Raw genomic sequence first — 16,002 nt, 5'->3', positions numbered from 1 at the left:
CGCCGGGCCGCTCGGGGTCAGCCGATATCGCTTTCAGCGAGCGGGCGGCGGGCGAGGGAGGGCGCCCACAGGTAGCCGAGGAAGGCCAGGCAGAAGGAAGCCGGCGCGGAGAAGGTGGACAGCTCGGCGTGGCCGAGCAGGGCGATGCCCACTGCGGCGGAGACGAACCAGGTCAGCAGGCCGCGGGCGTTGAAGGCGGGCAGTTGCGCGGGATGGCGGCCCGGCTGGCTGCGTGTCCTGCGTATTTCCGCGAGGGCGATCGCCACCCAGGAAACGATGAAGATGCTCTGGTAGGACAGCGCCTGGAGGATGTAGCCGAAGACGTCCAGCAGCATCAGCAGGTAGACCAGCGCCCCGGTCAGCAGCGCCCAGGCCGCGTAGGGCACCCGGCGCAGGCCCAGGCGTCCGAAGAAGGCCTGCATGTTGGTCGCGGCGAGGAAGAAGTTGCCGGTGTTGATGCGCGTCTGGGTGATCCAGACGAACAGCAGGCCGCCCAGCCCCATCAGCTTGAGGATCGCCAGCACCACCGAGACCTCGCTCAGGCCGCCGTCGCTGGGGATGGTCGCGGCGAGGAAGATGCCGACCGCGCCGTTGAGCAGGAAGGTGACCATGTAGAACGGGATGCCGAAGTTCACCCGCGCGTGGTAGTCGCTATCCTCTGGGCGGCCGTAGCGGGCGTAGTCCCAGGTGTACATCATCAGCACCCAGACGCCCATGAAGTAGGTGAAGCAGTTCCACCAGCCGTGCGCCACCGGGCCGCCGGGCGGTGCCAGCTCCAGCCAGGCAGTGGAGTAGCCGTATTCGGCGATGCTCATGCCGACCAGGGCGAACAGGCCGATGAGGTAGAGCGGCAGCAGCAGGCCGTTGAGCTTGTCCAGCCGGCGCATGGCGTTGCCGAAGATCATCAGCACGCTGTAGACCACTACCACCAGCGCCGAGGCGTGCGTGCCCAACGCGGGAAAGCTGTGCTGCAGCGCCACGGCCATCACCGAGCCCTCGAACACGCTGTAGTAGACCGCCGTGGCGCAGAAGATCAGCGTGGCCAGGGCCGCGCCGGCCTTGCCGAACAGCACCTGGGAGAACAGCGCCACCGACAGCCCGCTGGCGATGGCATAGCGGCTGATGACCGCGTTGATCGCCCCGTAGCTGAGCACCGATAGCAACAGGCCGATGAGTGCGTTGAGGGTGCCGTAGCCCATTGCCAGCGCCGCGGCGACCACCAGGTAGAACATCGCGCTGCAGATGCCCCACCAGGCCATCGTCAGCGAGCCGCGGCCGAGCCGCTGGGCCTCGGGAATCACTCCCGCGGCGAGTTCCGTGGATGAAGCCGAATTCGAGATTGCTCCTGCCATGACCGTCCCCTTTGTTGTTGTTGAAATGAGCGGTCGCACGACATTAGGGGAACGGCTTCGCCGGGTATTTGCCGACAGCGCAGGAAGTTTTGTCGGCCAGCGCAAGCGGGTTCAGGGCGGGGGGATCGCTGGGAGGGGGATGGTGCGGGCGGTTGCGGGAGGGGGCTTTCGCGGGGATTTTCAGGCTGCCAGAAAGAACGAAGCCTCCCAGTTGTGGGAGGCTTCGCGGCGGTAGCTGCCTTTGCCTTTCTGCGGTTTTTCCTGGCGGCTGCGGAACAGCGGTTGGGCTACCAGGGACTTGGCCTTGTTCGGCCGCTTGGCTTTCTTCGCCATGGTCTTCTCCTCGGGATGAACGCCCGCCCATTGCGGGCGACAGCATCATCGGCGCTTTCTCCGGGGATGTCCAGGCCGCAGGTCAGTTGACCCGCGCAGCCCTGCGCAGCTCGCCGGGCGCGATGCCGTAGCGGGCCTTGAAGGCGCGGTTGAAGTGGGCCTGGTCGGCGAAGCCCCAGCGGTAGGCCAGCTCGCCGATGGACGGCGGTGGCGGCATGGCCAGCAGGGCATCGTGGCAGGCCTGCAGGCGCAGTTCGCGGACCCATTCCTGCACGCTGCGGCCGCTGCCCTGGAACAGCCGGTGCAGGTAGCGCACCGAAATGCCGCAGGCCTGGGCGATGCCGGCGGGGTTCAGGGCGCTGTCGTCGAGGTGGCGGTGGATGTGCTGCTCGACGCGGCGCAGGTGGGCCGCGGCGACGGCGCTGGACTGGCTTTCGCCGGGGTGCTGGCGCTCCAGGGCCATGCCCAGCAGTTCGAGCAGTTGGCGGCTCAGGCGTTGCCCGTCGCCGGGTTCGAGCTCGCCCAGGCGGCGCGCGCTGAGGGCCAGGTAGTCGGCGAACAGCGCGCCGGCGCCGCGGGTGGCGTCGAAATTCAGCGCGCAACGCTGGTCGGGCGTGGCGACGTGGCGGCGCAGGGTGCGTTCGGGCAGTTTCAGCACCCACAGGGCGTTGCTCTGGGCGTAGAGGAATTCGTAGGGTTCGCCGCTGCGTTCCAGCACGAAGCTGCCGGGCTGGCAAACGGTACGGCGGCCGCGCTGGGTAAATTCGAAACAGCTGCGCAAGGGCAGGGAGAGCAGAAACGACTCGTCCTCGCTCTGGCCGAGATGGTGGTTCTGGCGACGGTAGCGCAGGGGCGAGGAGTCGAGGTAGGACAGGCTCAGGTCGCCCAGGCTGAACAGCTCCAGCCGGCCTTGGAAGCGCTCGCCCGCCATGTAGTCCAGTTCCAGCGGGAAATAGGTGTCGCTGACGCAGCGCTTCCAGTAGTTCTGGCGCCGCTCGCTGGCGATATCGGTGGTGTCGAAGCAGGCTTGCTTGGTCATGGCGGCGGCGGTTGCAGCGTATTCGGGGTGGAATATCCATGCAGCTCTTGTGCCTTGCCAGGCGCAGGGGCGCCGGACCTCCGCGGGAGGCCCGGCGCTCCCGGCTCAGCGCTGGCGCGTCAGGCGGTAGCAGCCGGACTCGTGCAGCTCGACGACCCAGCCGGGGCGGATAAGGATGTTGGTGGTGGCTTCCTCGATCACCGCCGGGCCGTGCAGGCGGTCGCCGGCCAGCAGCAGGGCGCCCTGGTAGACCGGCGTGTCGGTGCGGATGCCGTCCTCGCCGAAGAGCATCGGCCGGCTGCCGGCCAGGGCCCGCTGGGCGTGGCCGTCGCTGGCCGCCAGGCTGGGGAAGGGCGGGCGCGAGACGCGGCCGATCACCTGGCTTTCCAGGTTGACGATCTCCACCGGGTTATCCGCCTCGGCGTAGGTGTAGAGCGCCTCGTGGCGGCGGTGGAAGGCCTCGACTATGGCCGGCAGGGTGTCGGCGTTGACCTGCAGGTCGCCGATTTCCACCGTGCATTCGTGGATCTGCCCGACGTAGCGCATCTCCAGGCTGCGCACCACGGCGATGTCCTCGTCGCGGAAGCCGTCGCCGCGCAGGGTGGCGCGGCCCTGCTGTTCCAGTTCGGCGAAGGCCGCTTCCAGGCCGGCCAGGTCGGCGTCCTCGCGGGCGAGGATGGGGTAGGTGGCCAGGTAGTTGTGCTTCACGTCGGAGAGGATCTGCCCGAGCGCGCACAGGCCGGAGGCGACCTTGGGGATCAGCACGGTGTCGATGCCCATGTCCTCGGCCAGCGCGGTCATGTGCACGCCCGCCGCGCCGCCGGCGCCGATCAGGGCGAAGTCGCGCGGGTCGTAGCCGCGCTCGATGGACACGCGGCGGATGCCGTTGACCATGTTGGCGTTGACGATGGCGTGGATGCCCCAGGCCGCCTTGTCCACGTCCATGCCCAGGGGCTCGGCGATCTTCCCGCGGATGGCCGCCAGCGCCGCCTCGCGGTCCAGGCTGATGCGCCCGCCCAGGCGCGCCGCGGGGTTGAGGTAGCCCAGGGCGAGGTTGGCGTCGGTCACCGTCGGCAGCTCGCCGCCCTGGCCGTAGGCTACCGGGCCGGGGCTGGAGCCGGCGCTTTGCGGGCCCACTTCGAGCATGCCGTAGGGGTTGATGTGGGCGATGGAGCCGCCGCCGGCGCCGAGGGTCTCGACCTGGATCATCGGCACGCCGATGCGCTGGCGCAGGAAGTCGGCATCGCGGCTGAGGTTGGTCTTGCCTTCGCGGGTCAGGGTGATGTCGAAGGAAGTGCCGCCCATGTCCACGGTGATGACGTTGCGGATGCCGAACGGCTGGGCCACGAACAGCCCGGCCTGGGGCGCCGAGGCCGGGCCGGAGTTGATCGCGTTCACCGCGCGGCCGCGCATGTGCTCGCCGGTGGCCAGGCCGCCGTTGGACTGGAAGTAGCGCACCGGGCGCTGCGCGCCGAGCTGGCGGAAGTAGTCGTCGATCTTCGCCACGTAGCGCGCCATCACCGGGCTCAGGTAGGCATTGACCAGGGTGGTGGAGGTGCGGGTGTATTCGCGGATCTGCGGGAACACCTCGGTGCCGCTGCAGACGAACACCCCCGGCAGCATCTCGCGCAGGATGGCCGCGGCGCGCTGCTCGTGGGCCGGGTTGCGCACCGACCAGAGGAAGGACACGGCGACCGCCTCCACGCCCTGCTCGGCGAACAGCCGCGCGGCCTCGCGCACGTCGTCCTCGTTCAGCGGCGTGTGCTCGCGGCCGTCGGCGAGGATGCGCCCGCGCACCGGGCGGCGCAGGAAGCGCGGGGCCAGTTGCGGCGCCGGCGGGTAGTCGGGGTCGTAGCGGTAGCCTTCTTCCTTGTGGCCGAGGCGGATTTCGATGCTGTCCTCGTGGCCGGCGTTGGCCAGCAGGCCGACCTTGACGCCCTTCAGTTCGATCAGCGCGTTGAGCGCCACCGTGGTGCCGTTGATGCAGAGGTCGCAGTTGGCGACGACCTCTTCCACCGGGCGGCCCAGCGCCTGGCTGATCTGGCGCAGGCCGTCGGCGATGGCCAGGGTGCCGTCCTGCGGGGTGGAAAGGGCCTTGAACAGGTGAACGCGGCCTTCGCGCTCGGCCAGGATGAAGTCGGTGAAGGTGCCGCCGGCGTCGACACCGAGGCGGTATTGGCTGTGCATGTCGGTTTCCTCAGGCGGTTTGGCGGCGTTGGGCGGTGGCGTCGTGGTCGACTTCGCCGGCGGGGCTCAGCACCACGCCGTAGTCGAGTTCGGCACCCTGCGGCGAAACCAGGCCGTCGCGCACGTCGCGGGCGACCGCCTCGGGCAGGCGGCGGAAGGCCGGGCCGTAGCCGCCGCCACCCGGGGTGCGGTTGACCAGGCGCTCGCCGGGCTTGAGCACGGTCATGACGTTGCGGGTGTGCTTCTCGTGCTCGCCGGCGCGGACGATCTCCACGCCGCCCAGCTTGGGCGCGTCCAGGCCGTTGGCCGCGCCGGCGGCGCCCATGGTGGTGCGCTGGCGGCCTTCGCCGAAGGAGATCACGGTCATCTCGTGGTCCAGCGGCTCCACTTCCAGGCAGGTGCCCGAGCCGCCGCGCAGTTGGCCGGCGCCGGCGCTGTCGGCCATCAGGCCGTAGCGGTGGATGAGGATCGGGTAGCTGTACTCCAGCAGCTCGATGTCCCCGGAGTAGAGCGCGCCGAAGCAGCACAGCGGACCGCAGGCGTGCCAGCCGTCCAGCTCCGAGGTGGCGCCGGCGCCGGAGATGATCGAGGCCAGCACCATGGTCACGTATTCCTCGCCGGTGCGCGGGTCGACGCCGGCGATGTTGACGCCGCTGGTGTGCCCCCAGGAGGCGGTGACGCGTTCCGGCGCGGCCTGTTCGAAGGCCTGGCGCACGGCGTCGGTGAGGGTTTCCATGGGCGTGGTGGTGCAGTTGACGTGGGGCGCCGGTTCCTCGGCGTTGCACAGGGTGCCTTTCGGCCCCAGGTCCACGGTCACGCAGCGGTACAGCCCGGCGTTATAGGGCGGCGGCACCTGGGCGAACATCATCAGCCCGAGGTAGATGCCCGACATCGAGTTGCCGGCGTAGGAGTTGATGAAGTAGGGCACCTGCGGCGGGCTCTGTACGGCGATGTGGCAGCTGTCGTCCTTGATGGTGACGGTGGCACGGATGGCCAGCTCGCCCAGGCCGTGGCCGGAGTCCTCCAGCACCGCGTGGCCGGTGTAGCTGCCGTCGGGCACCGAGCGGATCAGCTCGCGCATCTGCCGGTCGGCCATGTCCTTCAGCTCGGCGATGCACTCGCGCACCGTGGCTACGCCGTACTTGTCGAGCAGGGCGACCAGGTTGCGCTCGCCGACGCGGCAGGCGCCGTACTGGGCGTTGAGGTCGCCTTCCTGGTTGCGCCGGGCGCGCATGTTGGTGAGCAGCAGGTTGATCACGTCCTCGCGGCGGCGGCCCTTTTCCCACAGCTTCACCGGCGGGATGCGCAGGCCTTCGGCGTAGATTTCCTTCGCATCGGGGTTGTAGCCGGCCGGCACCGGGCCGCCGATGTCGGTGAGGTGGCCCTTGCACACGGTCCAGAACACCAACTCGCCCTGGTAGAACACCGGCTTGTACATGCAGCAGTCGATGATGTGGCTGCCGGCGTAGGTGGGGTCGTTGTGGTAGATCACGTCACCTTCGGCGATGTCGTCGCCGAAGTAGCCGGACACAGCCTTCATCGCCGGGATCAGCGAGCCCAGGTGGATGGGGATGTCCTGGCCCTGCAGGATCATTTCCGAGTGGTGGTCGAAGAGGGCGTTGGAATAGTCGTGGGCGAGGTTGAAGACGCTGGAACGGCTGGTTTTTTCCAGCGTCAGGGTCATCTCGCGCTGGGTCATTTCCAGCGCGCCGCGCACCACGGCCAGGGTAATCGGATCGGCCGGCATCGCTTTGTTCTCCTTATCGGCGGGTCGATGGGGCGACGATAGGGAGGCGCCGGCCGGGCGTATTGCGCGGCAGCGCAGTGGTTCTTGTCGTGCAGTGCACAGGTGCCGAACGGGGGCTTTCCGGCATCAACCTGTAGGAGCGGGCCCTGCCCGCGATTCGCGCGCAGGGCGCGCTCCTACCTGGGAACGGCGCGGGTGAGCAGCGTAGGAGCGGATCTCATCCGCGAATCGCGCCGGTACGTCCGGCCATCGCGGACAAGGTCCGCTCCTACGGCTCCGGCAAACCCGACACCCCGTAGGATGGGTTGAGCGAAGCGATACCCATCACCTGGGTCTGTAGGAGCGGATTTATCCGCGATTCGCGCGCAGGGAGACGGCAGGGGAGATCAGCCCGGCGGCAGCGGCAAACGCTGGCCGGCCAACAGCAGCGCCAGGCGCGCCAGGCCGTTCCAGGCGTCGCCCTGGGCCTGGCCCTTGATCTGCGCGTCGATCAGCTGGGCGTCCTGCAACAGTTGGTTCCAGCGGTTGCCGCTGTGGCGCTGCAGGGCGCGGGTGAGCAGGGGGCGACGCTTGTCCCACACCGGTGGGCGGCACTGGGCGAAGGCCTTGTCCAGGGGCACGCCCTGGCCGAACTGCTGGGCGATGCCGGCCAGTTGGCGGATTTCCCGGGCCAGGGCCCAGAGGATCACCGGCGGCTCCACGCCCTCGCCGCGCAGGCCTTCGAGCATGCGCAGGCTGTGCGCGGCTTCGCCGGCCAGGGCCGCGTCGATCAGGCCGAACACGTCGAAGCGCGCGCTGTCGGCCACCGCCGCCTGCACGGTGGCGGCGTCGAGCTGGTTGCCGTCGGCCAGCAGCTTGAGTTTCTCGATCTCCTGCGCGGCGGCCAGCAGGTTGCCTTCCACCCGCGCGGCGATCAGGTCCACCGCGTCCTGGCTGGCGGCGAGGCCGGCCTGGGACAGGCGCTGGCGGATCCACTGCGGCAGCTGGTGCACGTCCACCGGCCAGATCTGGATGAACTGCGCGGCCTCGCCGTCGATCAGCGCCTTGGCCCACTTGGTCTTCTGGGTGGCGCCGTCGAGCTTGGGCAGGGTGACCAGCAGCACCGTGTCTTCCGGCGGGCGCTGCAGGTATTCCTGGAGGGCGGCGGCGCCCTTGTCGCCGGGCTTGCCGGAGGGCAGGCGCAGCTCCAGCAGGCGCTTTTCGGCGAACAGCGAGAGGCTGGCGCCGGCTTCCAGCAGCAGGCCCCAATCGAAGTTGGCCTCGGCGTTGAACACCTGGCGTTCGCTGAAATCACGCTGGCGGCAGGCGGCGCGGATGGCGTCGCAGGCTTCCTGGCAGAGCAGCGGTTCGTCGCCGCTGACCACGTAGACGGGGGCCAGGTTGCCCTGCAGGTGCTTGGCGAGTTGGGCGGGATTGAGCTTCATGAAAGTACTGGGGCCGGCATGGCCGGCCCCCTGGTCCTCTTACTGCGCCTTCGGCAGTTCGATCGGCGATTGCTGCGGCTGCTGCCTGGCCGCCTCGTCCGCGGCCTTGAGCGCGTCGGCTTCGGCCTTGGCCTTGGCTTCGGCCTGCTGCTGCAGGTATTCCAGGCGGGCCGGGGTGAGCATCTGCAGGCGCAGGGAGAGCTGCTGCACCAGGTCGCGGCGCATTTCCTTGCGCAGCTGGGCCGCTTCCTGGTCGGAGCCGATCAGGTTGTTCTCGTCGTGCAGGTAGACCTTCTGCACTTCGACCTTGTCGGTCATCAGCAGCAGGTTGTCGGCGCCGCGCACTTCGTAGTCGACCGTGGTGGTCAGCTCGTACTCGGCACTGCGCGCCGAGCTGCTGTAGCTGGCGGTGCGCTGGGTCTCGGCCTCGCGGGCGAGGAACAGGTGGTAGGGCGCGCCCTTGGTCACTTTCACGCCGCTGTTCTCCAGCAGGCGCTGCAGGTCCTTGACGGTGTCGCCATAGGCGTTGCGCGCGCTCAGGTCGACTTCCTTGAGCGCGAAGTTCGTATCGCCCAGGCCGCGCAGGTGGAAACCGCAGGCGGCCAGCACGGTGGTCAGGCCGATCAGCGCGATGCCGGTCAGGATACGTTTCATCAAGCTTCCCTCACTCCTGTTGATCCGGGTTGCCCGCGGCAAGGCGCCGCGGGCGAATGCCATCAGTTGGCGACGATATTGACCAGCTTGCCGGGGACCACGATCACCTTGCGGATGGTCAGGCCGTCGGTGAAGCGCAGCACGTTCTCGTTGGCGCGGGCGGTGGCCTCGACGTCCTCGCGGCTGGCTTCGGCCGGCACCTCGATGTGCCCGCGCAGCTTGCCGTTGACCTGCACCACCAGTTGCAGGGTGTCCTGCACCAGCGCGCTCTCGTCGACCTGCGGCCAGGGCGCGTCGATCACCGCGCCGGTGTGGCCCAGCTCGTGCCAGAGCACGTGGCAGATGTGCGGGGTGATCGGCGCCAGCAGCAGGGCGACGGTCTCCAGGCCTTCCTGCAGCAGGGCGCGGTTGCCGGCGCCTTCCTGCGGGACCTTCTCCAGCACGTTCATCAGCGTCATCACCGCGGCGATGGCGGTGTTGAACTTGTGGTTCTGGCCGATATCCTGGCTGGCCTGCTTGATGGCCAGGTGGATGGCGCGGCGGATTTCCTTCTGCGCGTCGTCCAGCGTGTCCTGCGCCACGGCGGCGGCGAAGCCGGCGTTGACGTGGGCCTGGGCCAGGCGCCAGACGCGGCGCAGGAAGCGGCTCGCGCCCTCGACGCCGGAGTCGGACCATTCCAGGCTCATGTCCGGCGGCGAGGCGAACATCATGAACAGGCGGCAGGTGTCGGCGCCGTAGGCGTCGATCATGGCCTGCGGGTCCACGCCGTTGTTCTTCGACTTGGACATCTTCTCGGTGCCGCCGATCTCCACCGGCAGGCCGTCGGTCTTCAGGCGCGCGCCTATGACCTTGGCCTTGGCGTCACGCTCGACTTCCACGTCGGCCGGGTTGAACCAGTCCTTGCCGCCATTGGCGGTGGTGCGGTAGTAGGTCTCGGCGACCACCATGCCCTGGGTCAGCAGGTCCTTGAACGGCTCGTCGGAGTCGATCAGGCCCTCGTCGCGCATCAGCTTGTGGAAGAAGCGCGCGTACAGCAGGTGCAGGATGGCGTGCTCGATGCCGCCGATGTACTGGTCCACCGGCAGCCAGTAGTTGGCGGCCTTCTTGTCCAGCATGCCGTCCTCGAACTGCGGGCAGGCGTAGCGGGCGAAGTACCAGGACGACTCGACGAAGGTGTCCATGGTGTCGGTTTCGCGCTTGGCCGGCTGGCCGCATTTCGGGCAGCTGCACTCGTAGAATTCCGGCATTTTTGCCAGGGGCGAACCGGCGCCGTCCGGCACCACGTCCTCCGGCAGCACCACCGGCAGCTGGTCGGCCGGTACCGGCACGTCGCCGCAGGTCTCGCAGTGGATGATCGGGATCGGGCAGCCCCAGTAGCGCTGGCGGCTGATGCCCCAGTCGCGCAGGCGGAACTGGGTGCGCGCCTGGCCCAGGCCCTTGGCGGCCAGGTCGGCGCCGATGGCGTCGAAGGCGGCCTGGTAGCCGAGGCCATCGTACTTGCCGGAGTTGACGGTGCGGACGCTGTCGTCCTTGGCGCCGTACCACTCCTGCCAGGCGCTGGCGTCGTAGCCGTCGTCGCCGGCGGCCAGGGTGATCACCTGCCTGATCGGCAACTGGTACTTGTTGGCGAATTCGAAGTCGCGCTCGTCATGGGCCGGCACGGCCATCACCGCGCCTTCGCCGTAGGTCATCAGCACGTAGTTGGCGATCCACAGCGGCAGCTTCTCGCCGGTCAGCGGGTGCTCGACGAACAGGGAAGTGGCGACGCCTTTCTTCTCCTGGGTGGCGATGTCCGCTTCGGCGACGCCGCCGCGCTTGCACTCGTCGATGAATGCCTGCAGGGCCGGCTCGCGCTGGGCGGCCAGGGTGGCCAGCGGATGCTCGGCGGCCACGGCGACGTAGGTGGCGCCCATCAGGGTGTCCGGACGGGTGGTGAAGACCTTCAGCTGGCCGGCCTCGCCGATGGAGGCCTGGTCATAGGGGAAGGCGATCTCCATGCCGCGGGACTTGCCGATCCAGTTGCGCTGCATGGTCTTGACCTGTTCCGGCCAGCCCGGCAGGTGGTCGAGGCTTTCCAGCAGCTCTTCGGCGTAGGCGGTGATCTTGAAGTAGTACATCGGGATTTCGCGCTTCTCGATCAGCGCGCCCGAACGCCAGCCGCGGCCGTCGATGACCTGCTCGTTGGCCAGCACGGTCTGGTCCACCGGGTCCCAGTTGACGGTGCCGTTCTTGCGGTAGATCACGCCCTTCTCGAACAGGCGGGTGAACAGCCACTGCTCCCAGCGGTAGTAGTCCGGCTTGCAGGTGGTGACTTCGCGCGACCAGTCGATGGCCAGGCCCAGGCTGTTCAGCTGGGCCTTCATGTAGGCGATGTTGTCGTAGGTCCAGGCGGCGGGGGCGACGTTGTTCTTCATCGCGGCGTTTTCCGCCGGCATGCCGAAGGCGTCCCAGCCCATCGGCTGCAGGACGTTCTTGCCGCGCATGCGCTGGTAGCGGCTGATCACGTCGCCGATGGTGTAGTTGCGCACGTGGCCCATGTGCAGCTTGCCGCTCGGATACGGGAACATCGACAGGCAGTAGAACTTCTCCTTGCCGGGGACTTCCTCGACGCGGAAGGAGCTGTGTTCGTTCCAGTACTTCTGGGCCTGGGATTCGATCTCGAGAGGCTGGTATTGCTCGTGCATGGCGCGACTTGGACCTGTACGGAATAGACGGCGCGGCCGTGGGAGCGGAGCGGGCGCTCCCGTCTTGCCGGGGCACCGCGGCGGCCGGTCGGCAAGGGGCTGCATAAAGCCTCGTAGCATACATGAGCCCTCCCCGAGCCGGTAGCCCGCGCCGTTTGTCGCACGCTCGGTGGCCTGGGGGCCGGGACGCTAAGCTTGGCCTGAGGGCGGGAGGTTTCCGCCTGCTTGAGGTGACTGATGGCTGAGCTGCATCGTGCAAGTTTGTCGGGTCCCGGTCTTTATGAGCGGTTGTTGCATCGACTTGAACTGGCCCTGGACGAGGCCGAGACCGCGGAACGCCTGCGCGATGAGCATCCCGAGGAGTTGGAGCTGCGCGGCCTGAGCAGCGCCGAGATGCAGCTGATCCGCGCCTACCTCGACCAGGACGTCAACTGGCTGCGCGGCTGGCATGCCGCCGCCGAGGAACTGGCGCTGATCGAGCACGCTCCCGCCCGCTCCACGCGGGCGCGCCTGGGCGGCAGCGCCGGCAAGACGCGCCCGTCCCACCGTCACCTGCAATTGCTCTGCGCGCTGTGCGGCACGCCGGTGGTGTACAACCGCCAGCACGGGGTGATGCCCTGCGCTTCCTGTGGTTCGCAGTTGTTCCGCGGCTCCCGCGGGCGTTGATTCCGCGCGTTCATCCGCTAGGCTGTGGCGCTCCATGAAAGGAGCCGCCGATGCCGTTGCGCTATCTCATCAAGCAGATCCTGATGCCGCCGGGCATCCTGCTCATCCTCCTGTTGCTGGGCTTCGTCCTGCGCCGCCGCCGGCCGAGGCTGGCGCTGGCCTGCTTCGTCGCCGGGTTCGCCGGCTTCTGGCTGCTCAGCCTGCCGCTGACGGTGGAGTGGGGCGCGCGCCTGCTGGAGCGCCAGCCGCCCCTGGCCCGTAGTGAATGGGCAGGGCTGGCGCAGCGCGCCGAGGCCATCGTCATCCTCGGCGCGGGCCGCGAGCGCGGCGACCCGGCCTGGGGCGACGACCAGCCCGGCCTGATGGCCCGCGAGCGGCTGCGCTACGCCGCGCGCCTGGCCAAGGCCAGCGGTCTGCCGCTGCTGACTTCCGGCGGCCTGCACTACGGCACGCCGCCCAGCGAGGCGCAGATCATGGCCACCAGCCTGGCGGACGACTATGGGGTGAGCGTGCGCTGGCAGGAAGGGCGCAGCCGTACCACCTGGGAGAACGCCACCATGAGCGCGGAAATCCTCCGCCAGGCCGGCGTGCGCCGCGTGGTGCTGGTCACCCAGGCGCAGCACATGCCGCGTGCGGTCTGGAGTTTCGAGGCCAACGGCCTGGAGGTGGTGCCGGCGCCGATGGGCTTCATCGGCGTGGACAACGCCCGCCCGTTCGGCGGCTGGCTGCCGGAGGCCAAGGCGTTCTGGCAGAGCAACCAGTTGCTCAACGAGGCGCTGGGGTTGCTGGGGTACCGGTTGTTCTATCGCTGCGGGGATGCATCGCGGACCTTGTCCGCGATTCGCGCGCAGGGCGCGCTCCTACAGTAGGAATGGCGCGTGGCTGGCTATCGCGGATGAATCCGCTCCTACGTTCCCGGCGAGCATGGCTTCTCGTAGGAGCGAGCTTGCTCGCGAACAAACGCGGTGCCATGCGGTTCGCGAGCAAGCTCGCTCCTACGAAGAGCACCTCGGCGCAGTAGGAGCGGGCCCTGCCCGCGATTCGCGCGCAGGGCGCGCTCCTACAGGGGAACGATGTGGGTGGGGCAGCGTAGGCGGATAACCGTTCGCGGTTATCCGCCGCCTGACCTTGGCTGCATTCCGCTCGGTGTCGAGCACGGAGCCGCTGTTGAACTCAACCTCGGCGTACAACCGCGAACGGTTGTACGCCCTACGCTCAGCCGAACATCCGGCGCTGCTCGGGCGCGGCCTGGCGGCGCACCACGGCCCAGAGCGACAGGATCACCGCCAGGGCGCCCAGCGGCCACAGGCGCCATTTCAGGTAGGGCGTCAGGCCCTGCATCGGGGTGACCTCGCCGCGCAGCACGCCCTGCTGGAACTGCGGGATCTCGTGGGCGATGCGGCCCTGCGGGTCGATCAGCGCGGTGACGCCGTTGTTGGTGCCGCGGACCATCCAGCGCCCGGCCTCCAGGGCGCGCATCTGCGCCATCTGCAGGTGCTGCAGCGGGCCGATGGAGGTGCCGAACCAGGCGTCGTTGCTGATGGTCAGCAGCAGCTGGCTCTGCGCCGCCAGGCCGGCGGCGAATTCCGGATAGACCACTTCGTAGCAGATGTACGGCGCGATGGCGTAGCCCTTGGCCTTGAGCAGCGCCTGGTCGGCGGGGCCGCGGGCGAAGTCGGACATGGGCAGGTCGAAGAAGGTGATCAGGCCGCGCAGCAGGTCCTGCAGCGGCACGTATTCGCCGAAGGGCACCAGCTTCTGCTTGAGGTAGTCGCCGCTGCCGTCGCCGACCACGGTGATGCCGTTGTAGTAGTGCACGCCGTCGGCGTCGCGCTGGCGCATGGGCACGCCGGTGATGAGCGCGGCACGCTTCTGCCTGGCCATCTCGTCGAGCATGCCCAGGTAGCCGCCGGCCTGGTCCTTGAGCAGCGGCACGGCGGTTTCTGGCAGGACGATCAGGTCGACGTCATGCTGTTCGGCGCTGAGGTCGCGGTACAGCTCCAGTTGCGCGGTGACGTGCTTGGGGTCCCACTTCATTTCCTGGGCGATGTTGCCCTGGATGGCGGCGACGGTCAGCGGCGCGCCGGCGGGGGCGGTCCAGGCGTGGCCCTTGAGGACGAGGCCGGCGATCCACGGCGCGAGCAGCAGGACCAGGCCGACGACCAGTTGCGCCGGGCGGAAGGTCAGCTGCGGCAGGTTGATCAGCAGCGCGGCGCACAGGGCGATGCTGAAGGAGATCAGCCACACGCCGCCGATCGGGGCCAGGCCGGCCAGGGGGCCCTGCAGCTGGCTGTAGCCGGTGAAGAGCCAGGGGAAGCCGGTGAGGAACCAACTGCGGAACACCTCCAGGCCCAGCCACAGCGCGGCGAAGGCCAGGGCGTCGCTGACCGGTGCATTGTTGCGCCGCAGCAGGCGCGCCCAGGCCCAGGCCGGCAGGCCGAAGAAGAAGGCTACGCCGGCGCTGAAGCCGACCACCAGGAAGCCGGCCAGGGCCGGCGAGGCGCCGCCGAAGTCGTGGATGCTGTAGTAGATCCAGCCGGTGCCGGCGAGGAAGGCGCCGAAGCCGTACCACCAGCCGCGCCACAGCGCCGAGCCCGGGGTGACGCCACGCAGCCCGAGGTAGAACAGGGCGACGGAAAGCAGCGCCAGCGGCCAGATGCCGTAGGGGGCCAGGGCCAGTGGGGTGATGGCGCCGGCGGCGAGGGCCAGCAGATGGCCCGGCCAGCCGGGACGGGTGATCCAGCGCATCGGTATTCCTTGGAAGCGATTTGGCGATGCGCAAGAGTAATGGAGAGACGAACGGTCGGCTATGGGGACGAGGGCGAAAAGCCACGAGGCGTCTGCGACGCTGTGTTGCAGGATGTCAGAATGCCCCGTAGGCGCGGAGCTTGTCCGCGGCGGGAGGCGCTCTTCGTAGGGTGGGTTGAGCCTGCGAAACCCATCGGACCATGGTGATGGGTATCGCTTCGCTCAACCCATCCTACGCTGGAGCTGTAGGAGCGGGCCCTGCCCGCGATTCGCGCGCAGGGCGCGCTCCTACAGAGGGGTGTGGGAGCGGCAGGCCCGCCTCAGTCGCGCAGCGGCGTCAGGCGCAGCAGGTGCAGGCGGCGGCTGTCGGCGTTGAGCACGCGGAAGCGGAAACCGCCCAGCTCGGTGGTCTCGTTGCGCTTGGGCAGGTGGCCGAAGGCGCTCATCACCAGGCCGCCGACGGTGTCGAATTCCTCGTCGGAGAATTCCGCGCCGAAGAAATCGTTGAAGGCTTCCACCGGGGTCAGCGCCTTGACGATGAAGTCGCCGCTGGGCAGCGGCTTGATGTAGCTGTCTTCCTCGACGTCGTGCTCGTCCTCGATGTCGCCGACGATCTGCTCCAGCACGTCCTCGATGGTCACCAGGCCCGCCACGCCGCCGTACTCGTCGATGACGATGGCCATGTGGTTGTGGTTGGCGCGGAATTCGCGCAGCAGCACGTTGAGGCGCTTGGACTCGGGCACGAAGGTGGCCGGGCGCAGCAGGTCCTTGATGTTGAAGGCGTGGCTGCCGTCGTGGAGGATCAGCGGCAGCAGGTCCTTGGCCAGCAGCACGCCCATCACGTCGTCGAGGCTCTCGCCCACCACCGGGTAGCGCGAGTGCGCCGCGTCGATGATCGCCGGGAGGAACTCGCGCGGGCTCTGGCTGGCCTTGATGCTGATCATCTGCGAACGCGGCACCATGATGTCGCGCACCTGCAGGTCGGCGACCTGGATGGCGCCTTCGACGATGGACAGCGCCTCGCTGTCCAGCAGCTTGTTGTCGTGGGCGTCGCGCAGCAGCTCGAGGAGCTCCTGGCGGTTTCTCGGCTCATGGGCAAAAGCCTGGGTGATCTTGTCCAGCCAGGACTTATGCCCGTTGCTCGATCGGTCTTCGCTCATCTTTCCTT

Annotated in this window: 12 protein-coding genes; 2 read left to right on the top strand and 10 right to left on the bottom strand. The window is 68.6% G+C overall.

Annotated elements, in window-relative coordinates; genetic code table 11:
* Nucleotides 1-17: 17 nt before the first annotated feature.
* From BM060_RS19105 to leuS, 8 genes are all read right to left on the bottom strand, one after another.
* On the bottom strand, nucleotides 18-1,352 hold the full coding sequence (locus tag BM060_RS19105; protein WP_074981941.1) for a purine-cytosine permease family protein: 1,335 nt from the start codon (nucleotides 1,350-1,352) through the stop codon (nucleotides 18-20).
* Nucleotides 1,353-1,532: 180 nt separating this feature from the next.
* Nucleotides 1,533-1,685, bottom strand: coding sequence for an alternative ribosome rescue factor ArfA (gene arfA / locus BM060_RS19100; RefSeq protein WP_043313745.1), 153 nt, complete (start codon nucleotides 1,683-1,685; stop codon nucleotides 1,533-1,535).
* A gap of 82 nt (nucleotides 1,686-1,767) precedes the next feature.
* Nucleotides 1,768-2,724: an AraC-like ligand-binding domain-containing protein gene (locus tag BM060_RS19095; RefSeq protein WP_074981938.1), complete on the bottom strand. Its 957-nt coding sequence runs from the start codon at nucleotides 2,722-2,724 to the stop codon at nucleotides 1,768-1,770.
* A 105-nt stretch (nucleotides 2,725-2,829) separates the two neighbouring features.
* Nucleotides 2,830-4,911: a caprolactamase subunit alpha gene (gene capA / locus BM060_RS19090; protein ID WP_074981936.1), complete on the bottom strand. Its 2,082-nt coding sequence runs from the start codon at nucleotides 4,909-4,911 to the stop codon at nucleotides 2,830-2,832.
* 10 nt (nucleotides 4,912-4,921) lie between these two features.
* A complete protein-coding gene (capB, locus tag BM060_RS19085) occupies nucleotides 4,922-6,658 on the bottom strand; it encodes a caprolactamase subunit beta (protein ID WP_074981934.1) in 1,737 nt (578 codons plus the stop codon).
* A 386-nt stretch (nucleotides 6,659-7,044) separates the two neighbouring features.
* The gene (gene holA, locus BM060_RS19080) at nucleotides 7,045-8,082 is read right to left on the bottom strand and encodes a DNA polymerase III subunit delta (protein WP_074981931.1); all 1,038 of its coding nucleotides are present in this window, start codon (nucleotides 8,080-8,082) and stop codon (nucleotides 7,045-7,047) included.
* 39 nt (nucleotides 8,083-8,121) lie between these two features.
* Nucleotides 8,122-8,736 carry an LPS-assembly lipoprotein LptE gene (locus tag BM060_RS19075; RefSeq protein WP_009617331.1) on the bottom strand — a complete coding sequence of 205 codons (615 nt, stop codon included), beginning with the start codon at nucleotides 8,734-8,736 and terminating at the stop codon, nucleotides 8,122-8,124.
* 62 nt (nucleotides 8,737-8,798) lie between these two features.
* On the bottom strand, nucleotides 8,799-11,420 hold the full coding sequence (gene leuS / locus BM060_RS19070; protein ID WP_074981928.1) for a leucine--tRNA ligase: 2,622 nt from the start codon (nucleotides 11,418-11,420) through the stop codon (nucleotides 8,799-8,801).
* Nucleotides 11,421-11,657: 237 nt separating this feature from the next.
* Here leuS and BM060_RS19065 point away from each other — a divergent pair, with 237 nt between their 5' ends.
* Together BM060_RS19065 and BM060_RS19060 are read left to right on the top strand one after the other, a co-directional pair.
* Nucleotides 11,658-12,086, top strand: coding sequence for a hypothetical protein (locus BM060_RS19065; RefSeq protein ID WP_009617334.1), 429 nt, complete (start codon nucleotides 11,658-11,660; stop codon nucleotides 12,084-12,086).
* Between the two features lie 50 nt (nucleotides 12,087-12,136).
* The gene (locus BM060_RS19060) at nucleotides 12,137-12,955 is read left to right on the top strand and encodes a YdcF family protein (RefSeq protein ID WP_074981926.1); all 819 of its coding nucleotides are present in this window, start codon (nucleotides 12,137-12,139) and stop codon (nucleotides 12,953-12,955) included.
* 346 nt (nucleotides 12,956-13,301) lie between these two features.
* On the opposite strand, the gene lnt is transcribed toward BM060_RS19060, so the two are convergent.
* Complete coding sequence (gene lnt, locus BM060_RS19055; protein ID WP_074981924.1) at nucleotides 13,302-14,834, bottom strand: apolipoprotein N-acyltransferase; 1,533 nt, start codon at nucleotides 14,832-14,834, stop codon at nucleotides 13,302-13,304.
* Nucleotides 14,835-15,154: 320 nt separating this feature from the next.
* The gene (locus BM060_RS19050) at nucleotides 15,155-15,994 is read right to left on the bottom strand and encodes a CorC family transporter (protein ID WP_074981921.1); all 840 of its coding nucleotides are present in this window, start codon (nucleotides 15,992-15,994) and stop codon (nucleotides 15,155-15,157) included.
* Nucleotides 15,995-16,002 lie beyond the last annotated feature (8 nt).

The organism is Pseudomonas citronellolis (genome assembly GCF_900112375.1).
GTDB lineage: Bacteria > Pseudomonadota > Gammaproteobacteria > Pseudomonadales > Pseudomonadaceae > Pseudomonas > Pseudomonas citronellolis.
Note: the sequence above shows the minus strand (reverse complement) of the source record. Positions and strands in the feature narration are given on the sequence as shown.

What these genes read in the sequence shown, in the direction of transcription:
- holA (WP_074981931.1), bottom strand. Translation starts at nt 8,082, where the DNA reads ATGAAGCTCAATCCCGCCCAACTCGCCAAGCACCTGCAGGGCAACCTG.
- BM060_RS19075 (WP_009617331.1), bottom strand. Translation starts at nt 8,736, where the DNA reads ATGAAACGTATCCTGACCGGCATCGCGCTGATCGGCCTGACCACCGTG.
- capA (WP_074981936.1), bottom strand. Translation starts at nt 4,911, where the DNA reads ATGCACAGCCAATACCGCCTCGGTGTCGACGCCGGCGGCACCTTCACC.
- BM060_RS19105 (WP_074981941.1), bottom strand. Translation starts at nt 1,352, where the DNA reads ATGGCAGGAGCAATCTCGAATTCGGCTTCATCCACGGAACTCGCCGCG.
- arfA (WP_043313745.1), bottom strand. Translation starts at nt 1,685, where the DNA reads ATGGCGAAGAAAGCCAAGCGGCCGAACAAGGCCAAGTCCCTGGTAGCC.
- BM060_RS19065 (WP_009617334.1), top strand. Translation starts at nt 11,658, where the DNA reads ATGGCTGAGCTGCATCGTGCAAGTTTGTCGGGTCCCGGTCTTTATGAG.
- capB (WP_074981934.1), bottom strand. Translation starts at nt 6,658, where the DNA reads ATGCCGGCCGATCCGATTACCCTGGCCGTGGTGCGCGGCGCGCTGGAA.
- BM060_RS19095 (WP_074981938.1), bottom strand. Translation starts at nt 2,724, where the DNA reads ATGACCAAGCAAGCCTGCTTCGACACCACCGATATCGCCAGCGAGCGG.
- lnt (WP_074981924.1), bottom strand. Translation starts at nt 14,834, where the DNA reads ATGCGCTGGATCACCCGTCCCGGCTGGCCGGGCCATCTGCTGGCCCTC.
- BM060_RS19060 (WP_074981926.1), top strand. Translation starts at nt 12,137, where the DNA reads ATGCCGTTGCGCTATCTCATCAAGCAGATCCTGATGCCGCCGGGCATC.
- leuS (WP_074981928.1), bottom strand. Translation starts at nt 11,420, where the DNA reads ATGCACGAGCAATACCAGCCTCTCGAGATCGAATCCCAGGCCCAGAAG.
- BM060_RS19050 (WP_074981921.1), bottom strand. Translation starts at nt 15,994, where the DNA reads ATGAGCGAAGACCGATCGAGCAACGGGCATAAGTCCTGGCTGGACAAG.